The sequence below is a fragment of the Streptomyces shenzhenensis genome, from assembly GCF_003688995.1.
Lineage (GTDB): Bacteria > Actinomycetota > Actinomycetes > Streptomycetales > Streptomycetaceae > Streptomyces > Streptomyces shenzhenensis_A.
The window spans coordinates 105,249-124,711 of the sequence record NZ_PENI01000018.1 but is presented as its reverse complement, the minus strand read 5'-3'; the positions used below and the strand labels follow the sequence as shown (position 1 = coordinate 124,711).

The following is a 19,463-nucleotide window of genomic DNA, read 5'->3' as shown; positions in this document are numbered from 1 at the left end:
CGCGCGGGAGGCGTGGTCCGGGGGACGGCCGGACATCGGGTGAGCCGGCCCGGGGCACGCGGCGCACGGACGGGCCGGTGCGGCGTACAGCCGGTCGGACGGGGGACGGACGTCCCGTCGGGGCGTCGAACCGACGCCGTCGCTCAGCGACAGAGGGCGCTGGAGGTGCGTCGGTAGTCGACGTAACGACAGACGACACCGGGGTGCAGCGGATGCATGGTCCACATCCTCACGGCGTCGTCACGGCCCTGTCAATGGACACTCATTGGTGTCTCATTCGGCGAGATCCGTCGCGTCCGTTCCCCCGGCCCGACCGGCCCCCGCCGCGGCCGGCGCCTCGGGGTGCGGCTCGCGCAGCGCCGGATGGCAGGCCGCCTCCTCCGGATGGAGCCACAACACCCCGTGCGCCGTGGCGAGTTCGACCGCGCCGGCCGGCGGGGTGCGGTCACCCGTGAGCAGCTCCAACTCGGGCAGTGTGAGGGTGCGCCACCGCTCCAGTGCCGCCTCGGCCCGCACCGGTCCCGCCGTACGCAATGCGGTGCCGGCCGCGCTCCGGGCCGCGTCCAGGTACGCCCGCGGCGGACGCCAGCCCGGCACACAGACCCGTCCGCCGGGGCCGTCGAAGAGCAGCGTGGGCAGGGCGTAGCGCACGCCGTCGGCCAGTTCCTTGGCCCGGCCCGGATGCGGTCCGGGGGCGTCGAGCAGCCGCACCTCGCGGCACGGCCTGCGGGTCTCGGCGTGGTCCGCCGCGACGGCCGCCCGTGCCTCGGCCGCGGCCGCGTCGGCGCGCAGCACGTCCGTGTCGAGCCCGGGGATCCCGCGCACCGCCCAGGCCACGCCCGCCGCCGAGTCCGCGGGCGTCCCCGCGACGAACGTGCTCTCCCGCAGCCTGCGCAGGACCCGCTCGGCCGGCTCGGCGCCCTGGCGCTGCGCGGCCTTCGCGGCGACGGAGGCCGGCCAGCTCGTCCGGGCCAGCCAGTGCAGCCGCGCCGGCCGCGGCGCGCCCGTGTGCGCGGTGACGTCCCGCACGAAACCCTCGTACCAGCGCGCCTCGGCCGCGGGGTCGGGCGCCGGGTCGTCGCTCTCGTCGAAGAGGATGCCGAACACCCGCCGCCAGCCGAGCTGGTACCCGAAGGCCGTCCGCAGCAGCCGTACGGCGGGCTCGGAGCCCCACGCCCACGGGCAGGCGGGGTCGGTGAACTCGGTGACCGCGACCAGCGGTTCGGCGTCCGGCGGCGCACCCGTCATACGCCGACCTCCCGCCGCCGGGACCCGGCACCGGCCCCTTCGGCCGCCGCACCCCGCCGGGCGAGTTCGGCGATCGTGGTGCGCCGCAGCAGCGCCAGGGCGACGGCCTCCACGTCCTGCCACACGCCGGGCACCGCCCGCCCCGTCCCGGGATACGCCAGATCGGCCGGGCTCTCGTCGCGCACCGTGAAGAACGCCCCGTCCACCGCCGTCATCACCTCGGCCACCGTGATCAGGCCGACGTCCCGGCCGATCCAGTAACCGCCCTCGCAGCCACGCTGGCTGCGCACGAGCCCGGCGGCCCGCAGATCGCGGAAGACGGACTTGAGGAACCGGAACGGGATCTCCTGGGCCGCGGCGATCCCCTCACAGGTCAGGGGACGCGTGCTGTCCGCGGCCAGCTCCACCAGAGCCCGCACCGCGTAGTCGGCCTTCGCCGAGATATGCATCTGCACCGTCTTCCGTGTGGTCGGTCGCGCGCCGCGGCGCACGAGACCGTGTCCCGGCCGCCGAACGGGCGAACGGCATTGGACACATCTTGACATCCATTTGGCGGGCTCTCTACCGTCGCCGCAGGATCGTGCGCGTACTCGCCGACGGCCGGACGGCGAACGCCCGGCCACGCGGTCGTCCACGCATCCCCACCGTCGAGGCTGCCCGATCCGTTCCGTCCCGGCCGTGCGTCCCCGCCCGATCCGGCCGCACCCGCACCTTCGACGAGCAGGAACAGCCATGACCTCCAACGAGACACCCCCCGCCGCGTCCTGCCCGGGAGGCGGGGACGACGCGTTCCATCCCGACCTCACCCGGCCCGCCGGTCCGGTCCCGGCGCTGCGGGCGCGGCTGCACCACATCCGCGCCGACGCGCTCGACGGCGGCACCGCGCAGACCGAGGGGATGCGCCGCTTCGCCGCCATCAGCGGCGGCGCCGTCGGATCGGAACGCATCTGGATGGGCCAGACCCATGTCTCGCCCCGCACCGCCTCCTCCAACCACCACCACGGCGCCTCGGAGACCGCCATCCATGTCGTCGCGGGCAACCCGGAGTTCGTCTTCCTCGACGACTCCTCCGGATCGCCCGAGGAGATCCGGATCCGCACGGCACCCGGCGACTACGTCTTCGTACCGCCGTTCGTGCCGCACCGCGAGGAGAACCCCAGCCCCGACACCGAGGCGGTCGTGGTCATCGCCCGCAGCACCCAGGAGGCGATCGTCGTCAACCTGCCCGAGCTGTACGTGCTGGACAAGGAGCAGCAGACGGACTGACCCCCCGCAAGAAGGATGCCTTGAGGTGTCCTTTGGTGCGGGCCTCCGCCCGCCCGGACCCGCAGCCCCCTGACCCACGGTCAGGGGGCCGTTCCCTGAGCCGCCCGCCGAACCGTCGCCCGGCCGGTCCACCGAATGAGACATCAATTGGTGTCCATTGACAGTGGCTTGCGGCTGCCCCCAGGATGAGCAGCATGCTTACGACGCACCCCGGTGTGGTGTGCCGCTACGTGGACCTGCGGCGCACCTGTAGCGCCCTCTGTCGCTGACCGCCGTCCACCCCGGCCCACAGCCGCCGACCGCCGCCGGCCGTATCTGCCGGCGCCGCTCCGTGCGGGCGCGTTCGTGCCCGTTCTTCCCGCGCCTGTTCCCCCGCACCGCGTAGCACACGTCGGAAACCCGAACCCGCCTGGCGCCGGACCGGCCCTGCCCGCCGCCACCGGGCCGCGCCGCCCGATGTGTGCCGCCGAAGTCTCCCCGGCCCCGCCCGCCCCCGGGCGTGCGCCGACGTCCTCGCCCGCCCGCCGGGCCGTCCCGCGTGCCCTGGTCCGCCCGCCCCGGGCCGGGACCCGTCACAGAGAGAACGAGATGCCCGCACGACTCACCCTTCGCCGCCCCCGAGCCGGCGCCCGCCCGGTCCGACGGGCCGGCGGCCTGCGGCTCACCGCCCTCACCACTGCCTTCCTCGCCCTGCTCGCCCCCGCCCTGAGCGCCTGCGGCGGCGACACCGCGTCCGCCTCCGGAGACGCCACGCTGAAGTGGGCCTCCTCCTACTTCCCCGCCCACTGGGACCCGGTGGTTGCGGGCAGCGGTGCCCAGTTCCGCCAACTCGCCCTCGTCTACGCCTCGTTGACGCGCACGGACACGAGCGGCAAGGCCGTCCCGGACCTCGCCGAGAGCTGGGAGTACAACGACAAGGGCGACCGGATCACCTTCCACCTCCGCCCCGGCCTGAAGTTCAGCGACGGCACACCGGTCGACGCGAGCGCGGTCAAGGCCGCCGTCGAACGGGCCAAGACGCAGCAGAACTCGGCGCTCTTCGGCGACCTCACCTCCATCGAGTCGGTCGACGCCAAGGGACTCGACGCCGTCGTGCACCTCACCCAGGTCGACTACCAGATCCCCCAACTGCTCGGCGAACGCGTGCTGCAGATCGCCAGCCCCAAGGCCGCCGCCGACCCGTCGAAGCTGGACCAGCAGCCGGTCGGCGCCGGACCGTTCGTCGTCGAACAGCTGGTGCCGGGCACCAAGGTGCTGCTGAAGAAGAACCCGGACTACTGGGACGCGAAGAACATCCACATCGACGACGTCGAGCTGACCTCCGCCCCCGACACCGCCACCGTGGTCTCCGGCCTGCGGACCGGCGTCTACAACTTCGCCGACATCGAGCCCAGTCAGGCCAAGTCCGCCGAGCAGGCCGGCCTTGACGTCTTCATCCAGCCTGGGTTCAACGCCGCCAACATCAGCCTCAACGTCAACAAGGCGCCGTTCGACGACGACAGGGTCGTGGACGCCGTGCGCCACGCCGTCAACCGCAAGGAGTTCGTCGACAAACTGACCTTCGGCCACGGGGAGGCGACCGACCAGCCGTTCCCCAAGGGATACGTGGCCTACGACCCGTCGTCGGCGGACGCCTACCCGTACGACCCCGCGAAGTCGAGGAAGCTCCTCGTCGCAGCCGGCCACCGCAGCGGCGACATCGCACTCGACCTCGTCATCCCCGCGGAGGATCCGGCGGCCGAGATCGTCCAGTCGCAGCTCGCCGCGGTCGGCATCAAGGTCACCATCAAGATCGACAAGAACTGGGCCACGCCGTTCTTCGCCAAGGACCTGACGTTCTCGCTGTACAGCACCACCGGCCGCGACTCCGCCGTGCAGACGCTCACCGCCCACTTCGGCCCCGACGGCCCGCTGAACCTCAGCTCGCCGTACCAGCCCGCCGGTTTCGAGGCGGCCGTCGCCAAGGTGCGCCGTACACCGCTGGACGCGCCGGACTATCCGAAGGTCCTCCAGGCGGCGACCCGGGCCGGTCTGCACAGCAGGGCGCTGGTGTTCACGTACTCCTCGCCGAACCTCTTCGCCAAGAGCAAGTCGGTCTCGGCCCTGCCCAAGAACCCGGCACACATCGACTGGACCGGCGTGGCCATCGGCGGCAGCTGACCCGGCCCGCCCGGCACCGACACCCCGTCCACGACAGACAGCAACAGAGAGGGGGCGATCCCCATGACGACGACCGCGGCACCGGCGACACCCGCCCGCCGCCCAGGGGCCGCCGCGATCCGCGCCCGGCACGGGCTCGGCCGGGTCCTGGCCACCGTCGCCCGGTCGATCGGGATCTTCGTGCCCGTGTTCCTGGTCGCGACGTTCGTGACGTTCGCGCTCCGGTCGCTGAGCGGACTCAGCCCGGCCCGGATCCAGCTGGGCGAGGAGGCGACACCCGAGGCGATCCAGCGGGTCGAGGCCCAATGGGGTCTTGACCGGCCGTTCCTGACGCAGTATTGGGACTGGTTCACCGGCGTGCTGCACGGACAGCTCGGCGCCAGCTGGGTCAACGGGGCCGACATCTCCACGCTCATCGGCCTCGGCCTGGGTGTGAGCCTGTCGATCGCGACGTTCGCCCTGATCCTCGGCGTGCTCGCCGGCTTCGTCCTCGGCACGGTCGCGGCGCTGCGCCGCACCACCTGGATCGACCGGGCGATCACGGGATTCGTCACCGTGATCTCGGTGATGCCGGCGTTCGTCGTCGGCATCGTCCTGGTGGCCGTCCTCGCGGTGGGACTCGACCTGTTCCCGTCCGCCGGATACGTCCCGGCACGGCAGGGGATCGGCCCCTGGCTCGCCCACATCACCCTGCCGGCGCTCGCGCTCAGCCTCGACGTCGTCGCCGACGTCGCACGCCAGCTCCGTACGAGTCTCGTCGCCGCCTACCGCGAGAACTATGTGACCGGCGCGGTCGTCCGCGGGCTGAGCCCCCGGCGGATCTTCCTCGGGCACGTCCTGCGCAACGGTCTCGGGCCCGCGCTCGCCACCCTCGGCCTGAAGTTCCCCGCGCTCGTCGGGGCCTCCGTCGTGACGGAGTGGATCTTCGGCCTGCAGGGCTTCGGCCGGTTCGCCAACGACTCCGCGCAGGCCGGCGACGTGCCCGCCGTGCAAGGGGTGCTCGTGGTGTCGATCGTCCTGGTCGTCGCCTTCAATCTGGTCGTCAACCTGGTGCTGGCCCGGGTGACGCCGGCCGCCCGGCGGGGGGTGTGACCATGCTGCGCCGCGTCCTTGCCCTGACCTCCGGCCGGATCGCCGTCGGCATCCTCGCCGTGATCGCGCTGCTCGCGCTCCTCGGCCCGCTGCTCGCCCCCCAGGACCCCCTGGCCACCAGCGACAACACGCTCGCCGCCGCATCGGGCGCGCACTGGCTGGGCACCGACTACCTCGGCCGCGACGTCCTGAGCCGGCTGCTCGACGGCTCTCGCGTCAGCGTGCTCGGATCGCTCGAAGTCGCCGTGATGGCCCTGGTCGTCGGCGCGATCCCCGGCATCCTCTCGGTCTACCTCGGCCGGGTCTTCGAGTGGGTCACCCTGCGCCTCGCCGACACCCTGGTCGCGCTGCCGTTCCTGCTCTTCGCGGTCGCCGTGATCGCGCTGCTCGGCAACGGCATCACCCAGGCCATGCTCGTCACGGGCGCCCTGGTCTCCCCGCTGTTCTACCGGGTCGCCCGCGCCGCCACGCTCTCCGTCGCCCGCTCGCCGTACGTGGAGGCGGCGCTCGTCTCCGGCGCCTCCATCGGCTGGGTGGTGCGCCGGCACGTGTGGCTGAAGGTGCTCCCGCCGCTGGCCGTCGCGTTCGCCCAGACCATCGGCGTCGGCTTCGTCATCGTCTCCAGCCTGACCTTCCTCGGCATCGGCGTGCAGCCGCCCGAGCCGACCTGGGGCGGGCTGCTCGCCTCGGACCTGGGCTACCTCAGCCATCAGCCGTGGGCGCCGGTGGTGCCCGCGCTGCTGATCATGGTGACCGTCTGGGCCGCCAATCTGCTCGCCGACGCGATCCGCGACGTCTCCGGCGAGGCGGGCCGCGCGCTGGTCAACTCCCGCAAGGCCCGAGCCAACCGCCGCGCCGCGGCCGACCCCGTCTCCGCCGGAGGTACGCGATGACGACCCTGTCCAGGAACACGTCCCCCGAACCGGTCCGCGGCGGTGCACGGAGTGCCGCCGGGCCCGCCGACGCTCCGGCCCGTACGGGGGGCGTCTCGGCCGATGCGGGCGGTGGCCCGGTGGGTGCCGTTGTCGAACCGGTCGACGGCACGGCCGACTTGTCGGAGGGTACGGTTCCTGATCCGGTCCGTGGCGGTGGACGGAGTGCCGCCGGGTCCGCCGATGCCCCGGCCCGTACGGTGAGTGCCCCGATCGACACCGCCGATGCCCCGGCCCCCACCGCAGGCGTCCCGGTCGGCGGCGTCGGCGAGTCGGACGATGCCACCGGCGGTTCCGACTCGGCCGGGACGGCTGTCGCCGAGGAGGGGCCGGGGCGTGCCGCGGTCGCCCCCGTGCTTGCCCTGCGTGACGTCCGTATCAGTGACCGGGCCGGCGGGCGGGAGATCGTGCACGGGGTGAGCTTCGAGCTGACCCCCGGGAAAGTGGTCGGTATCGTCGGCGAGTCCGGCAGTGGCAAGACCCTCACCTGCCGTGCCGCGCTCGGCATCCTGCCGCCGCACTTCGAGGTGTCCGGCGGTTCCGTCGAGATCGCCGGCACCGACATCGCGACCCTGACGTCCGCGCAGTGGACCGCCCTGCGCGGCGCCACGATCAGCGCGGTCTTCCAGGACCCGGCGTCCTACCTCAATCCGTCGATCCGGGTGGGACCCCAGATCGCCGAGGTCGTCCGGGTCAAGAAGGGGCTGAAGCGGCGGGCGGCCCGGCACCGGGCCGTCGAACTGCTGGCCGCCGTGCAGCTGCGCGACCCGGAGCTGGTCTACACCCAGTACACCCACGAACTCTCCGGCGGCATGCTCCAGCGCGTGCTGATCGCCGCGGCCGTCGCCGCCGGCCCGCGCGTCCTCATCGCCGACGAGGCCACGACGGCCCTCGACGTCACCGTGCAGGCCGAGATCCTCGACCTGCTCGCCGACCTGCGCGACCAGGCCGGCCTCGCCCTGGTGGTCGTCTCGCACGACCTGGCCGTCGTCGCCCAGCTCTGCGACGAGGTCCTCGTCCTGCGCGAGGGCGAGGTGGTCGAGCACGGCCCGACACGACACGTCCTGCACGAACCGCGGCACGAGTACACCCGGCTGCTCGTCGCCGAGCACGAGCAGTACGGCCTGGAGAAGTTCCTGACGACCCGGGAGGCATCGTGACCGGCGACCGACGGCGAGAGACCGACCCGGTCCTGGAGGTCACCGGCCTCGACGTCCACTACGGCCCGCGCCGCCGGTCCCGGCCCGCGCTGAAGGGAGTCTCGCTCACCGTCGCCCCCGGCGAGACCGTCGGCGTCATCGGGGAGACCGGCTCGGGCAAGACCACTCTCGCCCGCGCCGTGCTCGGCCTGGTGCCCGCCGCGGCGGGCTCGGTCCGCATCGCCGGCGAGGACGTCCGCGGATACGGTCGGCGCCAGTGGCGCGGACTGCGCCGCCGCGGTGTCGTCCAGTACGTCTTCCAGGACCCGCTGCGCAGCCTCGACCCCGACCTCACCGTCGCGGACTCGCTGACCGAGCCGCTGCTCGTCCAGGGCGTCCCGCGCACCGAGGCGGCCCGCAGGGCGCGCGCCTTCCTGGACCGTGTCCGGCTCCCCGCGGACCTGCTCGACCGGCTGCCCGGTGAGCTGTCCGGCGGGCAGCGGCAGCGCGTCGCGGTGGCCCGCGCCCTGGTCACCGAGCCACGACTGGTCATCCTCGACGAGCCCGTCAGCGCCCTCGACTCCGCCAACCGCGTACAAGTCCTGGAAATCCTCAAGGAGTTGCGGGCCACCGGGGTGGCGCTCGTGCTCATCTCCCACGACCTCGGCTCCGTCGTCGGGACCTCCGACCGCATCGCCGTGCTGTACCGGGGCGAACTCGTCGAGGTCGGGCCCGCCCGGGATGTCGTCAACCACCCCCGGCACGCCTACACGCGCCTGCTCGTCGGCTCCGCCCCCACGCTCCGCGCGGCCCCCACCGACCGGGCCGGCCGCGCGGCACTGCGCGCGCTGCTGAACGCCTGAACACCCCACGGAGAGGAACAGCCATGTCCCGCACGATCCATCTCGCGCTGCACCCCTACGGCGTCGGCGGCCCCGGACAGCACGGCCTGTGGAAGGACGCGCGCGTCGCGAAGAACGCCAGCATCGACATCAACTACTACATCCGCCAGGCCAAGGCCGCCGAACACGCCTTGTTCGACGCCCTGTTCATCGTCGACAGCCAGTTCATCAACGCCACCTACCCGGCCCACTACCTCAACCGGCTGGAACCGCTCACCCTGTTGTCGGCCGTCGCCACCCACACCCGGCACATCGGGCTGGTCGGCACGGCGAGTTCGACGTACAACTCGCCCTTCAACCTGGCCCGCCGCTTCGCCTCCCTCGACCACATCAGCGGCGGCCGGGCCGGCTGGAACGTCGTGACGAGCTTCGACACCGGCGTGTCCCGCAACTTCGGGCTCGACGAGCACCTCGACTACGCCACCCGCTACGGCCGGGCCCTGGAGTTCGTCGAGGTCGCCCGCGGCCTGTGGGACTCCTACGAGGACGACGCCTTCCCCGCCGACGTCACTCGGAACGTCTTCCTCGACCCGGCCAAGCTGCACGAACTCAACCACGACGGCACGCACTTCAAGGTCGCCGGGCCGCTCAACATCTCCCGCTCCCCGCAGGGCCAGCCGGTGATCTTCCAGGCCGGGGTCTCCGAGGAGGGCCGCGACCTCGCCGCGCGGGTCGCCGAGGGCATCTACGCGCCCGGCGGCTCGCTGGAACAGGCCCAGGAGTACTACGCGGACATCAAGCGCCGCACCGCCGCCCACGGCCGCGACCCCGAGCACATCAAGATCTTCATCCACGGCGGCCCGGTCGTCGCCCCGACCGACGCGGAGGCCAGGCGGCGCGAGCGGGAGATCTTCGAGGAGGACAACGACTTCGAGCGCAACCTCGCGCTCCTCGGCCGCTCCTTCGGCGCCTACGACTTCAGCGTGCACGACCTGGACGCGCCGTTCCCGGACGTGGCGCACCTCGCCGAGAAGGGCGGCCGGACCGGCGCAGCGAAGATCGTCGAGCGGGCCCGGACCGAGCACTTGACGTTGCGTCAAGTGGCCGACTCCATGGGTGAGTTCCGCCGGTCGCCGTTCGTCGGGGCGCCGGAGGCCGTCGCCGACACCATCGAGCACTGGTTCGCCGCGGGCACCTTCGACGGCATCAACCTCGCCTTCCGCACCGACGACGACCTCGCCCTCTTCGTGGACGGCGTGGTGCCGCTGCTGCAGAAGCGCGGACTGTTCCGCACCGAGTACACCGCGGACACGCTGCGCGGCAACCTCGGGCTGCCGGTCCCCGCCAACCGGCACAGCCGCCCCGCACAGGTGTGAGGGCCGGCCCCGTGAGCGAGCCGCCGGAGACCGGACTCGACGCGCGGCAGGCGCCGCGCAGGTCCCACTCCTTCCACGGCGCCCCCGAGGAGATCGTCGCCGCGCTCCGGCGGGAGCGGGTTCTGCCCGTCGCGACCGATCCGATCACCCAGTTCGACCCCGCCGTCCCCGACCGCGATGCCGCGATCCGCGCCCCGGAGCTGATCGCGACCGACGTGGCGCCCGCCCCGGGCCGGCAGCCCGCGACCGAGCCCGCGACCGAGCCCGAGCACGCAGGAGTGTGAGCGCGAGATGACCGAGTACACCGAGCCGGGCGAGGCCGCCGGCCACGCCGACCACCACGCCCCCGAAGGCATCCGCACCCGCGGCACGATCGTGGTGGTGCCCGGCAGGGGCGAGAGCCCGGCGACCTACGCCCGGCTGGGCAGGCGGCTCGCCGCCGACGCCTACCGCGTCCGCGTCGTCGAGGCCCCCGACATCGGCCCCGACGACCTGTCCGGGGCGCTGGCCCGCTTCGGAGCCCGGCTCGCCGACGCCGTCGCGGGCACCGCGTCCGGCGACGGCGTGGTCCAGCCCGTCGTCCTGGTGGCCGCCGACACCGGGGCCGCCGCGGTCGCCGCGCTGCTGGCCCGGACGGACCTCCCCGCGGCCCGGCTGCCGCGGGCCGTCGTCCTCGCCGGACTGCCGGGACGTACCGCGGCGGCGGGCGCCACCTGGGAGGACGAACTGGACGTGCGCACCTCCTGCCCCGTCCACCGGGCCACCCTCACCGACGACCCCCTGGCGCGGCGCGGGCTGCTCGACGCCCCGGTGCCGGACGCCCTGCTCGCGGCGGCGTACGGCGGCGGCACCGCCGTCCCGGCCCTGTTCCTCGTCGGCGACGCCGATCCGCTCGCGGACCGTGCCGCCGTCACCCACCTCGCCAAGTCCCTTCCCCGGGCCCGCCTCGGCGTGGTCCGCGGGGCCCACCACGACGTCCTGAACGATGTGCAGCACCGCTCGGTGGCGGCCGAGATCGTCACCTTCCTGGAGACCCTGCGCAACGAACTGGTGCCGGTGATCGCCGTCGAGTCGAGCGGGTGGTGACCGGGCCCCGGTACGGACGGGCACGCTCACCCGTCCCGGGTGAGGCCGCCGCACCCCGCCCCGTGCACGCTGAGGGCATCGGGCACGAAGCGGTGCACGACGGAGCGGCACGGGCGGGCGGCTGCCCGGGACGGAGGACGGCGATGACCGCGCAGACGTACCTCGCGTACGACTATCCGCTGCTGAGCGCGTTCTGGACGATGGTCTGGTTCTTCCTGTGGATCATGTGGTTCGTCCTGCTCTTCCGGATCGTCCTGGACATCTTCCGCGACGACGCCCTGAACGGCTGGGCCAAGACGGGCTGGCTGATCTTCGTCATCGTGCTGCCCTTCCTGGGCGTCTTCGTCTACCTCATCGCCCGCGGCAAGAACATGGGACGCCGCGAGCTGGCGCAGGCGCAGGCGCAGCAGGAGGCGTTCGACGGCTATGTCCGCCGGACCGCCGCCGGCGCGACCGGCCCCAGCAGCGCCGACGAACTCAGCAAGCTCTCCGAGCTGCGCACCCGCGGCGACATCTCGGACGACGAGTTCCGGCGCGCCAAGGAACTGGTCCTGTCCGGCCACGGCACCGCCGCGGGCCCACCCGATCACTGACCGCCACGCCGGCCGCGCACGTCGCGCAGGACGGTGTCCCCCCGGCACCAGAGGGAACGGCGTCGCGCCCGCGTGTGCCGGTCGCGGAGCAGCGGGGTGGGGGCGGTCGGCCCCGGTGTGCGGGACGTTCGGCCCCTGCGGTGGTGGTGGGCCGGGTGCGACGGTGGGCGCAGGCCCGGGAGAACCGCGGTGTCGGCGCCCCTCCCTCGGGTGCCGCGGCCTCCGCGGCACCTCGTTCCACCCGTACAGGGTGACCGGGCGGGGCGGGCCCGCGTGCGGGAACGCAGGACGGCGCTGTCCGTCGTCGCGTATCCCCGGACGGCCGCGCGGGCCCGGCCCCTGCACCCGGGGGCCGGACGCGGGCGAACGAGCGGAGGTGCGTGCCATGGCCGTCACCGTCGCCCTGGCGGGCGACGCCATGCTGGGCCGGGACGTCGCCGAGGCCCTCGCCCACCGAAATCCCCGCCCCCTGTTCAGCCCCGCGGTGCACCACGCCGTACGGGACGCGGACCTGTTCCTGCTCAACCTCGAATGCTGCGTCTCCGACCGGGGTGCCCCGGTGGACCTGCCCGGAAAGACCTTCTTCTTCCGCGCCCCGCCGCGCGCCGCCGACGTGCTGGCCGCACTCGGCGTCGACGTGGCGGTCCTGGCCAACAACCACGCCCTCGACTACGGCCCCGACGCGCTCCTCGACACCCGGACCCGGCTGGCCCGGGCGGGCATCCGCAGCGTCGGGGCCGGGCCGACCGTCACCGAGGCCCGCGCCCCGCTCCGCCTGGCGGCCGGCGGACTGCGCATCGGCATCGTCGCCGTCACCGACCATCCCGACGAGTTCGCCGCGGACACCGACCGACCCGGCGTGGCCTACGCCGACCTCTGGCACGAGGACGTCCCCCACTGGCTCACCGGCACGATCGGCGCCCTGGCCGAGGAGACGGACCTGGTGCTGGTCAGCGCGCACTGGGGGCCGAACATGACCGCACGCCCGGTCCCGCACGTCCGGCATGCCGCGCCCGCCCTCACCGGAGCCGGGGCCGACCTCGTCGTCGGGCACTCGGCACATGTCTTCCACGGCTTCACCCGGCATGTCCTGTTCGATCTGGGCGACTTCATCGACGACTACGCCGTCCACCCGGCGCTCCGCAACGATCTCGGCCTGCTCTGGCTGGTCACCCTCGACGAGCACGGACCGCTGCGCACCGAGGCGGTCCCCCTCGCCCTCGACCACTGCCACACCCGCCTCGCCGACCGGGCGGAGTACGCCTGGATCGCCGCCCGGCTGATCCGCGCCTGCGCCGAACTGGGCACCGACGTCGTCGACGAGGGCGAGCGGCTCGCCGTCACCTGGCGGCGGCCGGCGGCCCGCGCCGGCTGACTCCGAGCCCGAGCCACCCGGATGCCCCGCCCCGCTCCGCCCCTCCGTGGCGGGGCGGCCGCGAGTCCCGCAGCGTAGAAGGGAGGGGAAGGGAGGGGAGAGGCGGGGAGGGGAGGGGACGGACGGCGCGGCAGGCACACGGCCGCAGGAGAGGCGGGACGGATGGGCACGGAGGTCTCGGGTCCGCGGATCGTGGTGGGCGTCGACGGTTCGCCGTCCTCGCACGCGGCGGTGCGCTGGGCCGTACGCTACGCCGGCCTCGTCGGCGGCCGGGTGGACGCGGTGGCCGCGTGGGAGCTGCCGGGGATCGAGAACTGGTCGGCTCCCCCCGTCGACACCGACTTCGACGAGGAGAACGCCCGGCGGCGGCTCGCCGAGGAACTGCGCGCGGCCCTCGGCGCCGAGCCGGCGGGCGCGGTCAGGGCGCTGCTGGTGCGCGGCCATCCGGCGGATGTCCTGCTGCGGGCGGCCGAGGGCGCGGAGGCGCTCGTCGTCGGCAGCCACGGGCGGCACGGCTTCGCCCGCGCCCTGCTGGGCTCCGTCAGCCAGCACATCGCACAGCACGCGCGCTGCCCCGTGGTGATCGTGCGCGCCGACGCGCCGTGACCGCGCCGTACGCAGGGGACGTCAAAGGGACCTTGGGGCCCCGGGCATGGGCTGTTCGGCCTCAGCGGGCCGGCGGGCCACGCGGTGCACTGGAAGGGGCAACAGCCGCAACCACGGCCGAGGAGGTACGGCGATGACGACACTGACACGCAGGCAGAGGTTCTCCTTCCCGGAGATCCCCGAGTGGTTCGAGACCTTCCCCGCACGGTTCGCGATGCCGACCATGGGCGACCTGTACACGGTCCGCGTCGAGGACTACCTGGAGGAGGGCCGCTACGTCCTGCGGGCGGAGCTGCCCGGCATGTCCCCCGAGGACATCGACGTGGCCATCGGCGACGGGATGCTGACCGTCAAGGCCGAACGCACCGAACGGGAGGTGGAGAAGAACCGCAGCGAGATCCGCTACGGCACCATGAGCCGGAGCGTCACGTTGCCGCCCGGCGCCGACGAGGACGACGTCAAGGCCGACTACACCGACGGCATCCTCACCGTCAGCGTCGGTCTTGGCAGCGAGAAGGCCGAGGCCAAGCACGTCGAGATCCATCACGGCGCCTGATCCGCAGTCCGGCGGGCCCGGACCGGTCCCGCCGGGACGCTCCCCGGGCCCCGGGACCGTCACCTGCCCGGGCGGTGCCCGCCCGGCTCCGGCTGATCCAGCTGGGAGGCGAGGACCGCGGCCTGCACCCGCCGCTGCACACCCAGCTTGGCCAGCAGCCGCGAGATGTGGTTCTTGACGGTCTTCTCCGACAGATACAGCCTCTTGCCGATCTCCCGGTTGGTCAGCCCGTCCCCGATCAGGGCGAGGATGTCCCGCTCGCGCGGCGACAGGCTCGCCAGTTCGGACGGCACGGCCGGGGTCTCCGCGGGATCGGCGCGCAGGGAGCGCATCAGCCGGGCCGTCGTCGCGGGGTCCAGCATCGACTGGCCCGAGGCGACGGTCCGTATCGCCGAGACCAGGTCGGAGCCCTTGATCTGCTTGAGGACATAGCCCGAGGCGCCGGCCATGATGGCGTCGAGCAGCGCGTCCTCGTCGTCGAACGACGTCAGCATCAGACAGGCCACGTCCGGCATGCGGTCGCGCAGTTCACGGCAGACGGTGATGCCGTCGCCGTCCGGGAGACGTACGTCGAGCACCGCGACGTCCGGGCGCAGCGCCGGGGCGCGGACGACGGCGTGCTCGGCCGTCGCCGCGTCGCCGACCACCGTGATGTCGGGCTCGGAGTCGAGCAGATCGGCCAGCCCGCGCCGTACCACCTCGTGGTCGTCCAGCAGGAACACACGGATGGGGTGCTGCTCCGTGAATGTGCGTGTGTCGGTCATGCGCACCTCGTTCCCGGGTGGAGGGCAGCAGTCCGGCTGCCCACGACAAGGATCATCACCCGCCCGGCCCGCCGGCACTAGGGCCGACCGGCCCCCTCACCGCGGCCGCCGCACGGGCCGGGCGGACCCGGCGCGGGACCAGCGGCCCCTGCCCCGCGGCAGCCCGCGGCCAGCAGGCTGGGACGGGATCGCGTCCCCGTACCGCGGAGGTGGAGCACCATGACCCGCACCCTCGGCCCGCGCACCCGGCACACCGCCGGGACGCCCGCCGTCCCCGCCCGGACCGCCGTCGACCCGCGCACGGGACGGTGAGGGCGGTGGACCGGCCGATCGTCGTCGGCGTCGACGGCTCCGAGCACAGCCTGCGCGCGGTCGACTGGGCGGCCGACGAGGCCGCGCTGCGCCGGGCACCGCTCAGGCTGGTGTACGGCTCCCTGTGGGAGCGGTACGAGGGCGCCGCGCTCGCCCGGGACCTCGGCAGGCCGTCCCGGCAGATCACCGGCGAACACATCCTCGCGAGCGCGGCGCTGCGCGCTCAGCGCCGCCAGGACCGGCTGCGGGTGGCCGTCGAGACGCTGCCCGAGGAACCGGAGTACGCGCTGGTCCGGGAGAGCCGCTCGGCCGCCGCGGTGGTCGTGGGCTCCCGCGGCCGCAGCGGCATGGCCGAGGCGCTGCTCGGCTCGGTCGCCATGACGGTCGCCGGCCACGCGCACGGCCCGGTGATCGTGGTGCGCGGCGGCGACGCGGCCGGCACCGCCACGCGCGGCCGGATCGTCGTGGGCGTCGGCGAGAAACCGGCCGACTCGGCGGCCGTCCGCTTCGCCCTCGACGAGGCACGGCTGCGCGGGGTGCCGCTGGACGCCGTACGGGCCTGGCGGGCACCCGCCCTGGAGAGCGCCGACAGCCCGCTGTTCGCCGACCGGCCCGCCCTGCTCCACGAGCAACTGGCCGCCGAGACGCTGGAGGAGGCGCTGCGGCAGGCGCCGGCCGACGTGGCGGTGCACCGGCACACCGTGGAGGGCCCGGCCCGGCGGGTGCTGGCCGAGTTCTCCGGCGCCGCCGACCTGCTGGTCGTCGGGGCCAGGCACCGCGGTGGCCACTTCGGCCTGCGGCTCGGCCGGGTCGCCCACGGCGTGCTGCACCATGCCGCCTGCCCGGTCGCGGTCGTCCCGCAGCCGGAATGAGCGGCTCACAGGCTCGCCGCGTGGTCGGGGACGTAGGTCTGCAGATCGCGCGGCGGGCGTTCGTACCCCGTCGACGGCGGCCGGTGCGGCAGCTCCAGCACCGGCGGGGGCACCTCGTGGTAGGGCACCGAGGCCAGCAGGTGGGCCATCATGTTCAGCCGCGCCCGGCGCTTGTCGTCGCTCTCGACGATGTACCAGGGCGCCTCGGAGATGTCCGTGTGCACCAGCATCTCGTCCTTCGCCCGGGAGTACGCCTCCCAGCGGGTGATCGACTCCAGGTCCATCGGCGACAGCTTCCAGCGCCGCACCGGATCGTCCAGCCGCCGCCGGAACCGCTCCTCCTGCACCGTGTCGCTCACCGAGAACCAGTACTTGCGCAGCAGGATCCGGTCCTCCACCAGCATCCGCTCGAAGATCGGGCACTGCCGCAGGAACAGCTGGTACTCCTCCTTGGTGCAGAAGCCCATCACATGCTCGACACCGGCCCGGTTGTACCAGGACCGGTCGAACAGCACGATCTCCCCGGCGGCCGGCAGATGCGCCACATACCGCTGGAAGTACCACTGGGTGCGTTCCCGCTCGGTCGGCTTCGGCAGCGCCACGATCCGTGCCATCCGCGGGTTGAGGTACTCCGTGACCCGCTTGATGGTGCTCCCCTTGCCCGCCGCGTCCCGCCCCTCGAAGATGACGACGAGGCGTGCGCCCTGCGTGCGCACCCACTCCTGGAGCTTGACCAACTCGGTCTGCAGCCGCAGCAGTTCCGTCTCGTACGTCTTGCGCGGCAGCCTTTCCTCCTGCTTGCCGGACATGCCGCCTCCACCCGCCGATGACCGTGCCGATGACTTCCGGAGCCCCCATGCCCCCCGTCGAACACCAGGACGCCACCGTACTTTCCGACGACGAACTGCGCACCCTGGATGCGCACTGGAGGGCTGCCAACTATCTCGCGGCCGGGCAGATCTACCTGCTCGCGAACCCGCTGCTGACCGAGCCGCTGCGCCCCGAGCACATCAAACCGCGACTGCTCGGCCACTGGGGCACCTCGCCCGGCCTCAACCTCGTCCACACCCACCTCAACCGGGTGATCACGGCACGCGGCCTCGACGCCCTGTGCGTGTGGGGCCCCGGCCACGGCGGGCCGGCCGTCGTGGCCAACTCCTGGCTGGAGGGCAGCTACAGCGAGATCTATCCGGACGTGTCGCGTGACGCGGCCGGGATGGCACGGCTGTTCCGGCAGTTCTCCTTCCCCGGCGGTGTGCCCAGCCATGTCGCCCCGGAGACGCCCGGCTCGATCCACGAGGGCGGCGAACTCGGTTATTCACTGGCCCACGCCTACGGTGCCGCCTTCGACCACCCCGATCTGCTGGTGGCCTGCGTCATCGGCGACGGCGAGGCGGAGACCGGCCCGCTGGCCGCCTCCTGGCACTCGGACAAGTTCCTCGACCCGGTGCACGACGGCGCGGTGCTGCCGATCCTGCACCTCAACGGCTACAAGATCGCCAACCCGACCGTGCTCGCCCGGCTGCCCGAGCCCGAACTGGACGCGCTGCTGCGCGGCTACGGACACGAGCCGATCCACGTGTCCGGCGACGACCCGGCGCAGGTGCACCGCGCCCTGGCCGCCGCGCTCGACCAGGCCCTGGACCGCATCGCGCGGGCGCAGCGCGCCGCCCGCGAGGAGGGCAGCACCGAGCGGGTGCACTGGCCGGTGATCGTCCTGCGCACCCCCAAGGGCTGGACCGGCCCCGCCGAGGTCGACGGCGTACCGGTCGAGGGCACCTGGCGCGCCCACCAGGTTCCGCTGCCCGGCGTCCGGGAGAACCCAGGGCATCTGCGGCAGCTGGAGGCGTGGCTGCGCTCGTACCGGCCCGAGGAACTGTTCGACGCGGCCGGCCGGCCGGTCGCCGACGTCCTCGCCTGCGTCCCGGCCGGCCAGGCGCGGCTCGGCGCCACCCCGTACGCCAACGGCGGCCTCCTCGTCCGGGACCTGCCGATCCGCTCCCTGGACGACTTCGCCGTACCGGTGGACAAGCCGGGCAGGGGCCTGCACGAACCGACCCGGATCCTCGGCGGCCTGCTCGAACAGATCATGGCGGACACCCGGGACCGCCGGGACTTCCGGCTGGTCGGCCCGGACGAGACCGCGTCCAACCGGCTGGAGGCCGTCTTCGAGGCCAGCGGAAAGGCCTGGCAGGAGCGGACCCTTCCGGTGGACGAACACCTGGACCGGCACGGCCGGGTGATGGAGATCCTCTCCGAGCACCTGTGCCAGGGCTGGCTCGAGGGTTATCTGCTGACCGGCCGGCACGGGCTGTTCTCCTGCTACGAGGCGTTCGTGCACATCGTCGACTCGATGGTCAACCAGCACATCAAGTGGCTCAAGACGTCCCGCGAGCTGCCGTGGCGGGCGCCGGTCGCCTCCCTCAACTACCTGCTGACCTCACATGTGTGGCGGCAGGACCACAACGGCTTCTCCCACCAGGACCCCGGCTTCGTCGACCACGTCCTCAACAAGAGCCCCGAGGTCGTCCGGGTCTATCTGCCGCCGGACGCCAACACACTGCTGTCCGTCGCGGACCACGCCCTGCGCAGCCGCGACTACGTCAACGTCATCGTGGCCGGCAAACAGCCGTGCTTCGACTGGCTGTCCATGGACCAGGCCCGCGTCCACTGCGCGCGCGGCGCCGGCATCTGGGAGTGGGCCGGCACCGAGAACGGCGACGAACCCGATGTGGTGCTCGCCTGCGCGGGCGATGTGCCCACGCAGGAGGTGCTGGCCGCCGCGCTGCTGCTGCGCCGGTACCTGCCCCAGCTCGCCGTGCGCGTCGTCAACGTCGTCGACATGACCCGGCTGCTGCCCCGCGGCGAGCACCCGCACGGGATGACCGACTTCGAGTACGACGGCCTGTTCACCGCCGACAAGCCGGTCATCTTCGCCTACCACGGCTACCCGTGGCTGATCCACCGGCTCGCCTACCGCCGCAACGGCCACGCCCATCTGCACGTACGCGGCTACAAGGAGTCCGGCACCACGACCACCCCCTTCGACATGGTGGTCCGCAACGACCTCGATCGTTTCCGGCTGGTCATGGATGTCATCGACCGGGTTCCTGGGCTTGGTGTGCGGGCTGCTGGGGTGCGGCAGGCGATGGTGGATGCGCGTACTCGGCACCATGGGTGGATCCGTGAGCATGGTGCCGACATGCCGGAGGTGGCGGAGTGGAGCTGGACGGCGTGAGGGCGC

The 19,463-nt window shown here is 73.3% G+C and carries 19 protein-coding genes; 15 read left to right on the top strand and 4 right to left on the bottom strand.

The window, feature by feature from the left end:
* Window positions 1–273 precede the first annotated feature (273 nt).
* Entirely contained in the window at window positions 274–1,248 is a 975-nt protein-coding gene (locus CTZ28_RS26235; protein WP_121892157.1) for a DsbA family protein, read from the bottom strand.
* On the bottom strand, window positions 1,245–1,697 hold the full coding sequence (locus tag CTZ28_RS26230) for an RrF2 family transcriptional regulator (protein WP_121892156.1): 453 nt from the start codon (window positions 1,695–1,697) through the stop codon (window positions 1,245–1,247). Before CTZ28_RS26230 ends, CTZ28_RS26235 begins: the two co-directional genes overlap by 4 nt.
* Before the next feature lie 283 nt (window positions 1,698–1,980).
* Here CTZ28_RS26230 and CTZ28_RS26225 point away from each other — a divergent pair, with 283 nt between their 5' ends.
* From CTZ28_RS26225 to CTZ28_RS26165, 13 genes are all read left to right on the top strand, one after another.
* Entirely contained in the window at window positions 1,981–2,514 is a 534-nt protein-coding gene (locus CTZ28_RS26225) for a cupin domain-containing protein (protein WP_121892155.1), read from the top strand.
* 588 nt (window positions 2,515–3,102) lie between these two features.
* The gene (locus CTZ28_RS26220; protein ID WP_121892154.1) at window positions 3,103–4,674 is read left to right on the top strand and encodes an ABC transporter substrate-binding protein; all 1,572 of its coding nucleotides are present in this window, start codon (window positions 3,103–3,105) and stop codon (window positions 4,672–4,674) included.
* 63 nt (window positions 4,675–4,737) lie between these two features.
* Window positions 4,738–5,766: an ABC transporter permease gene (locus CTZ28_RS26215; protein WP_121892153.1), complete on the top strand. Its 1,029-nt coding sequence runs from the start codon at window positions 4,738–4,740 to the stop codon at window positions 5,764–5,766.
* A gap of 2 nt (window positions 5,767–5,768) precedes the next feature.
* Window positions 5,769–6,659 (top strand): ABC transporter permease, encoded by an 891-nt coding sequence (locus CTZ28_RS26210; protein ID WP_121892152.1) that lies wholly within the window; start codon window positions 5,769–5,771, stop codon window positions 6,657–6,659.
* Between the two features lie 392 nt (window positions 6,660–7,051).
* Complete coding sequence (locus CTZ28_RS26205; protein WP_121892224.1) at window positions 7,052–7,858, top strand: ABC transporter ATP-binding protein; 807 nt, start codon at window positions 7,052–7,054, stop codon at window positions 7,856–7,858.
* Window positions 7,855–8,700 carry an ABC transporter ATP-binding protein gene (locus tag CTZ28_RS26200; protein WP_259471808.1) on the top strand — a complete coding sequence of 282 codons (846 nt, stop codon included), beginning with the start codon at window positions 7,855–7,857 and terminating at the stop codon, window positions 8,698–8,700. The genes CTZ28_RS26205 and CTZ28_RS26200 overlap by 4 nt, the downstream gene beginning before the upstream one ends.
* A gap of 23 nt (window positions 8,701–8,723) precedes the next feature.
* The gene (locus tag CTZ28_RS26195) at window positions 8,724–10,055 is read left to right on the top strand and encodes an NtaA/DmoA family FMN-dependent monooxygenase (protein WP_121892151.1); all 1,332 of its coding nucleotides are present in this window, start codon (window positions 8,724–8,726) and stop codon (window positions 10,053–10,055) included.
* Window positions 10,056–10,066: 11 nt separating this feature from the next.
* Window positions 10,067–10,339 (top strand): hypothetical protein, encoded by a 273-nt coding sequence (locus tag CTZ28_RS26190; RefSeq protein WP_183154590.1) that lies wholly within the window; start codon window positions 10,067–10,069, stop codon window positions 10,337–10,339.
* Between the two features lie 7 nt (window positions 10,340–10,346).
* Window positions 10,347–11,141: an alpha/beta hydrolase gene (locus CTZ28_RS26185; RefSeq protein WP_121892150.1), complete on the top strand. Its 795-nt coding sequence runs from the start codon at window positions 10,347–10,349 to the stop codon at window positions 11,139–11,141.
* Window positions 11,142–11,284: 143 nt separating this feature from the next.
* Complete coding sequence (locus CTZ28_RS26180; protein ID WP_121892149.1) at window positions 11,285–11,734, top strand: SHOCT domain-containing protein; 450 nt, start codon at window positions 11,285–11,287, stop codon at window positions 11,732–11,734.
* A 385-nt stretch (window positions 11,735–12,119) separates the two neighbouring features.
* The gene (locus CTZ28_RS26175) at window positions 12,120–13,109 is read left to right on the top strand and encodes a CapA family protein (RefSeq protein WP_121892148.1); all 990 of its coding nucleotides are present in this window, start codon (window positions 12,120–12,122) and stop codon (window positions 13,107–13,109) included.
* 162 nt (window positions 13,110–13,271) lie between these two features.
* Window positions 13,272–13,715 carry a universal stress protein gene (locus CTZ28_RS26170; RefSeq protein ID WP_121892147.1) on the top strand — a complete coding sequence of 148 codons (444 nt, stop codon included), beginning with the start codon at window positions 13,272–13,274 and terminating at the stop codon, window positions 13,713–13,715.
* A 133-nt stretch (window positions 13,716–13,848) separates the two neighbouring features.
* Complete coding sequence (locus CTZ28_RS26165) at window positions 13,849–14,271, top strand: Hsp20/alpha crystallin family protein (protein ID WP_121892146.1); 423 nt, start codon at window positions 13,849–13,851, stop codon at window positions 14,269–14,271.
* A 59-nt stretch (window positions 14,272–14,330) separates the two neighbouring features.
* Here CTZ28_RS26165 and CTZ28_RS26160 read toward each other — a convergent pair whose 3' ends face one another.
* On the bottom strand, window positions 14,331–15,035 hold the full coding sequence (locus CTZ28_RS26160; RefSeq protein WP_121892145.1) for a response regulator: 705 nt from the start codon (window positions 15,033–15,035) through the stop codon (window positions 14,331–14,333).
* Window positions 15,036–15,352: 317 nt separating this feature from the next.
* On the opposite strand from CTZ28_RS26160, the gene CTZ28_RS26155 reads away from it, so the two are divergent.
* Complete coding sequence (locus CTZ28_RS26155; protein WP_259471807.1) at window positions 15,353–16,219, top strand: universal stress protein; 867 nt, start codon at window positions 15,353–15,355, stop codon at window positions 16,217–16,219.
* A gap of 5 nt (window positions 16,220–16,224) precedes the next feature.
* Here CTZ28_RS26155 and ppk2 read toward each other — a convergent pair whose 3' ends face one another.
* Window positions 16,225–17,028 carry a polyphosphate kinase 2 gene (gene ppk2, locus CTZ28_RS26150; RefSeq protein WP_121892144.1) on the bottom strand — a complete coding sequence of 268 codons (804 nt, stop codon included), beginning with the start codon at window positions 17,026–17,028 and terminating at the stop codon, window positions 16,225–16,227.
* Window positions 17,029–17,075: 47 nt separating this feature from the next.
* Between ppk2 and CTZ28_RS26145 the strand changes: the two genes are divergently transcribed.
* Window positions 17,076–19,457, top strand: coding sequence for a phosphoketolase family protein (locus CTZ28_RS26145; protein WP_121892143.1), 2,382 nt, complete (start codon window positions 17,076–17,078; stop codon window positions 19,455–19,457).
* Window positions 19,458–19,463: the final 6 nt, after the last annotated feature.

Excerpts from the sequence above, each read along its gene's own strand:
- CTZ28_RS26165 (WP_121892146.1), top strand. The coding sequence starts at position 13,849 with ATGACGACACTGACACGCAGGCAGAGGTTCTCCTTCCCGGAGATCCCC.
- CTZ28_RS26220 (WP_121892154.1), top strand. The coding sequence starts at position 3,103 with ATGCCCGCACGACTCACCCTTCGCCGCCCCCGAGCCGGCGCCCGCCCG.
- CTZ28_RS26145 (WP_121892143.1), top strand. The coding sequence starts at position 17,076 with ATGCCCCCCGTCGAACACCAGGACGCCACCGTACTTTCCGACGACGAA.
- CTZ28_RS26195 (WP_121892151.1), top strand. The coding sequence starts at position 8,724 with ATGTCCCGCACGATCCATCTCGCGCTGCACCCCTACGGCGTCGGCGGC.
- CTZ28_RS26175 (WP_121892148.1), top strand. The coding sequence starts at position 12,120 with ATGGCCGTCACCGTCGCCCTGGCGGGCGACGCCATGCTGGGCCGGGAC.
- ppk2 (WP_121892144.1), bottom strand. The coding sequence starts at position 17,028 with ATGTCCGGCAAGCAGGAGGAAAGGCTGCCGCGCAAGACGTACGAGACG.
- CTZ28_RS26185 (WP_121892150.1), top strand. The coding sequence starts at position 10,347 with ATGACCGAGTACACCGAGCCGGGCGAGGCCGCCGGCCACGCCGACCAC.
- CTZ28_RS26235 (WP_121892157.1), bottom strand. The coding sequence starts at position 1,248 with ATGACGGGTGCGCCGCCGGACGCCGAACCGCTGGTCGCGGTCACCGAG.
- CTZ28_RS26170 (WP_121892147.1), top strand. The coding sequence starts at position 13,272 with ATGGGCACGGAGGTCTCGGGTCCGCGGATCGTGGTGGGCGTCGACGGT.
- CTZ28_RS26160 (WP_121892145.1), bottom strand. The coding sequence starts at position 15,035 with ATGACCGACACACGCACATTCACGGAGCAGCACCCCATCCGTGTGTTC.
- CTZ28_RS26210 (WP_121892152.1), top strand. The coding sequence starts at position 5,769 with ATGCTGCGCCGCGTCCTTGCCCTGACCTCCGGCCGGATCGCCGTCGGC.
- CTZ28_RS26225 (WP_121892155.1), top strand. The coding sequence starts at position 1,981 with ATGACCTCCAACGAGACACCCCCCGCCGCGTCCTGCCCGGGAGGCGGG.
- CTZ28_RS26230 (WP_121892156.1), bottom strand. The coding sequence starts at position 1,697 with ATGCATATCTCGGCGAAGGCCGACTACGCGGTGCGGGCTCTGGTGGAG.
- CTZ28_RS26215 (WP_121892153.1), top strand. The coding sequence starts at position 4,738 with ATGACGACGACCGCGGCACCGGCGACACCCGCCCGCCGCCCAGGGGCC.
- CTZ28_RS26180 (WP_121892149.1), top strand. The coding sequence starts at position 11,285 with ATGACCGCGCAGACGTACCTCGCGTACGACTATCCGCTGCTGAGCGCG.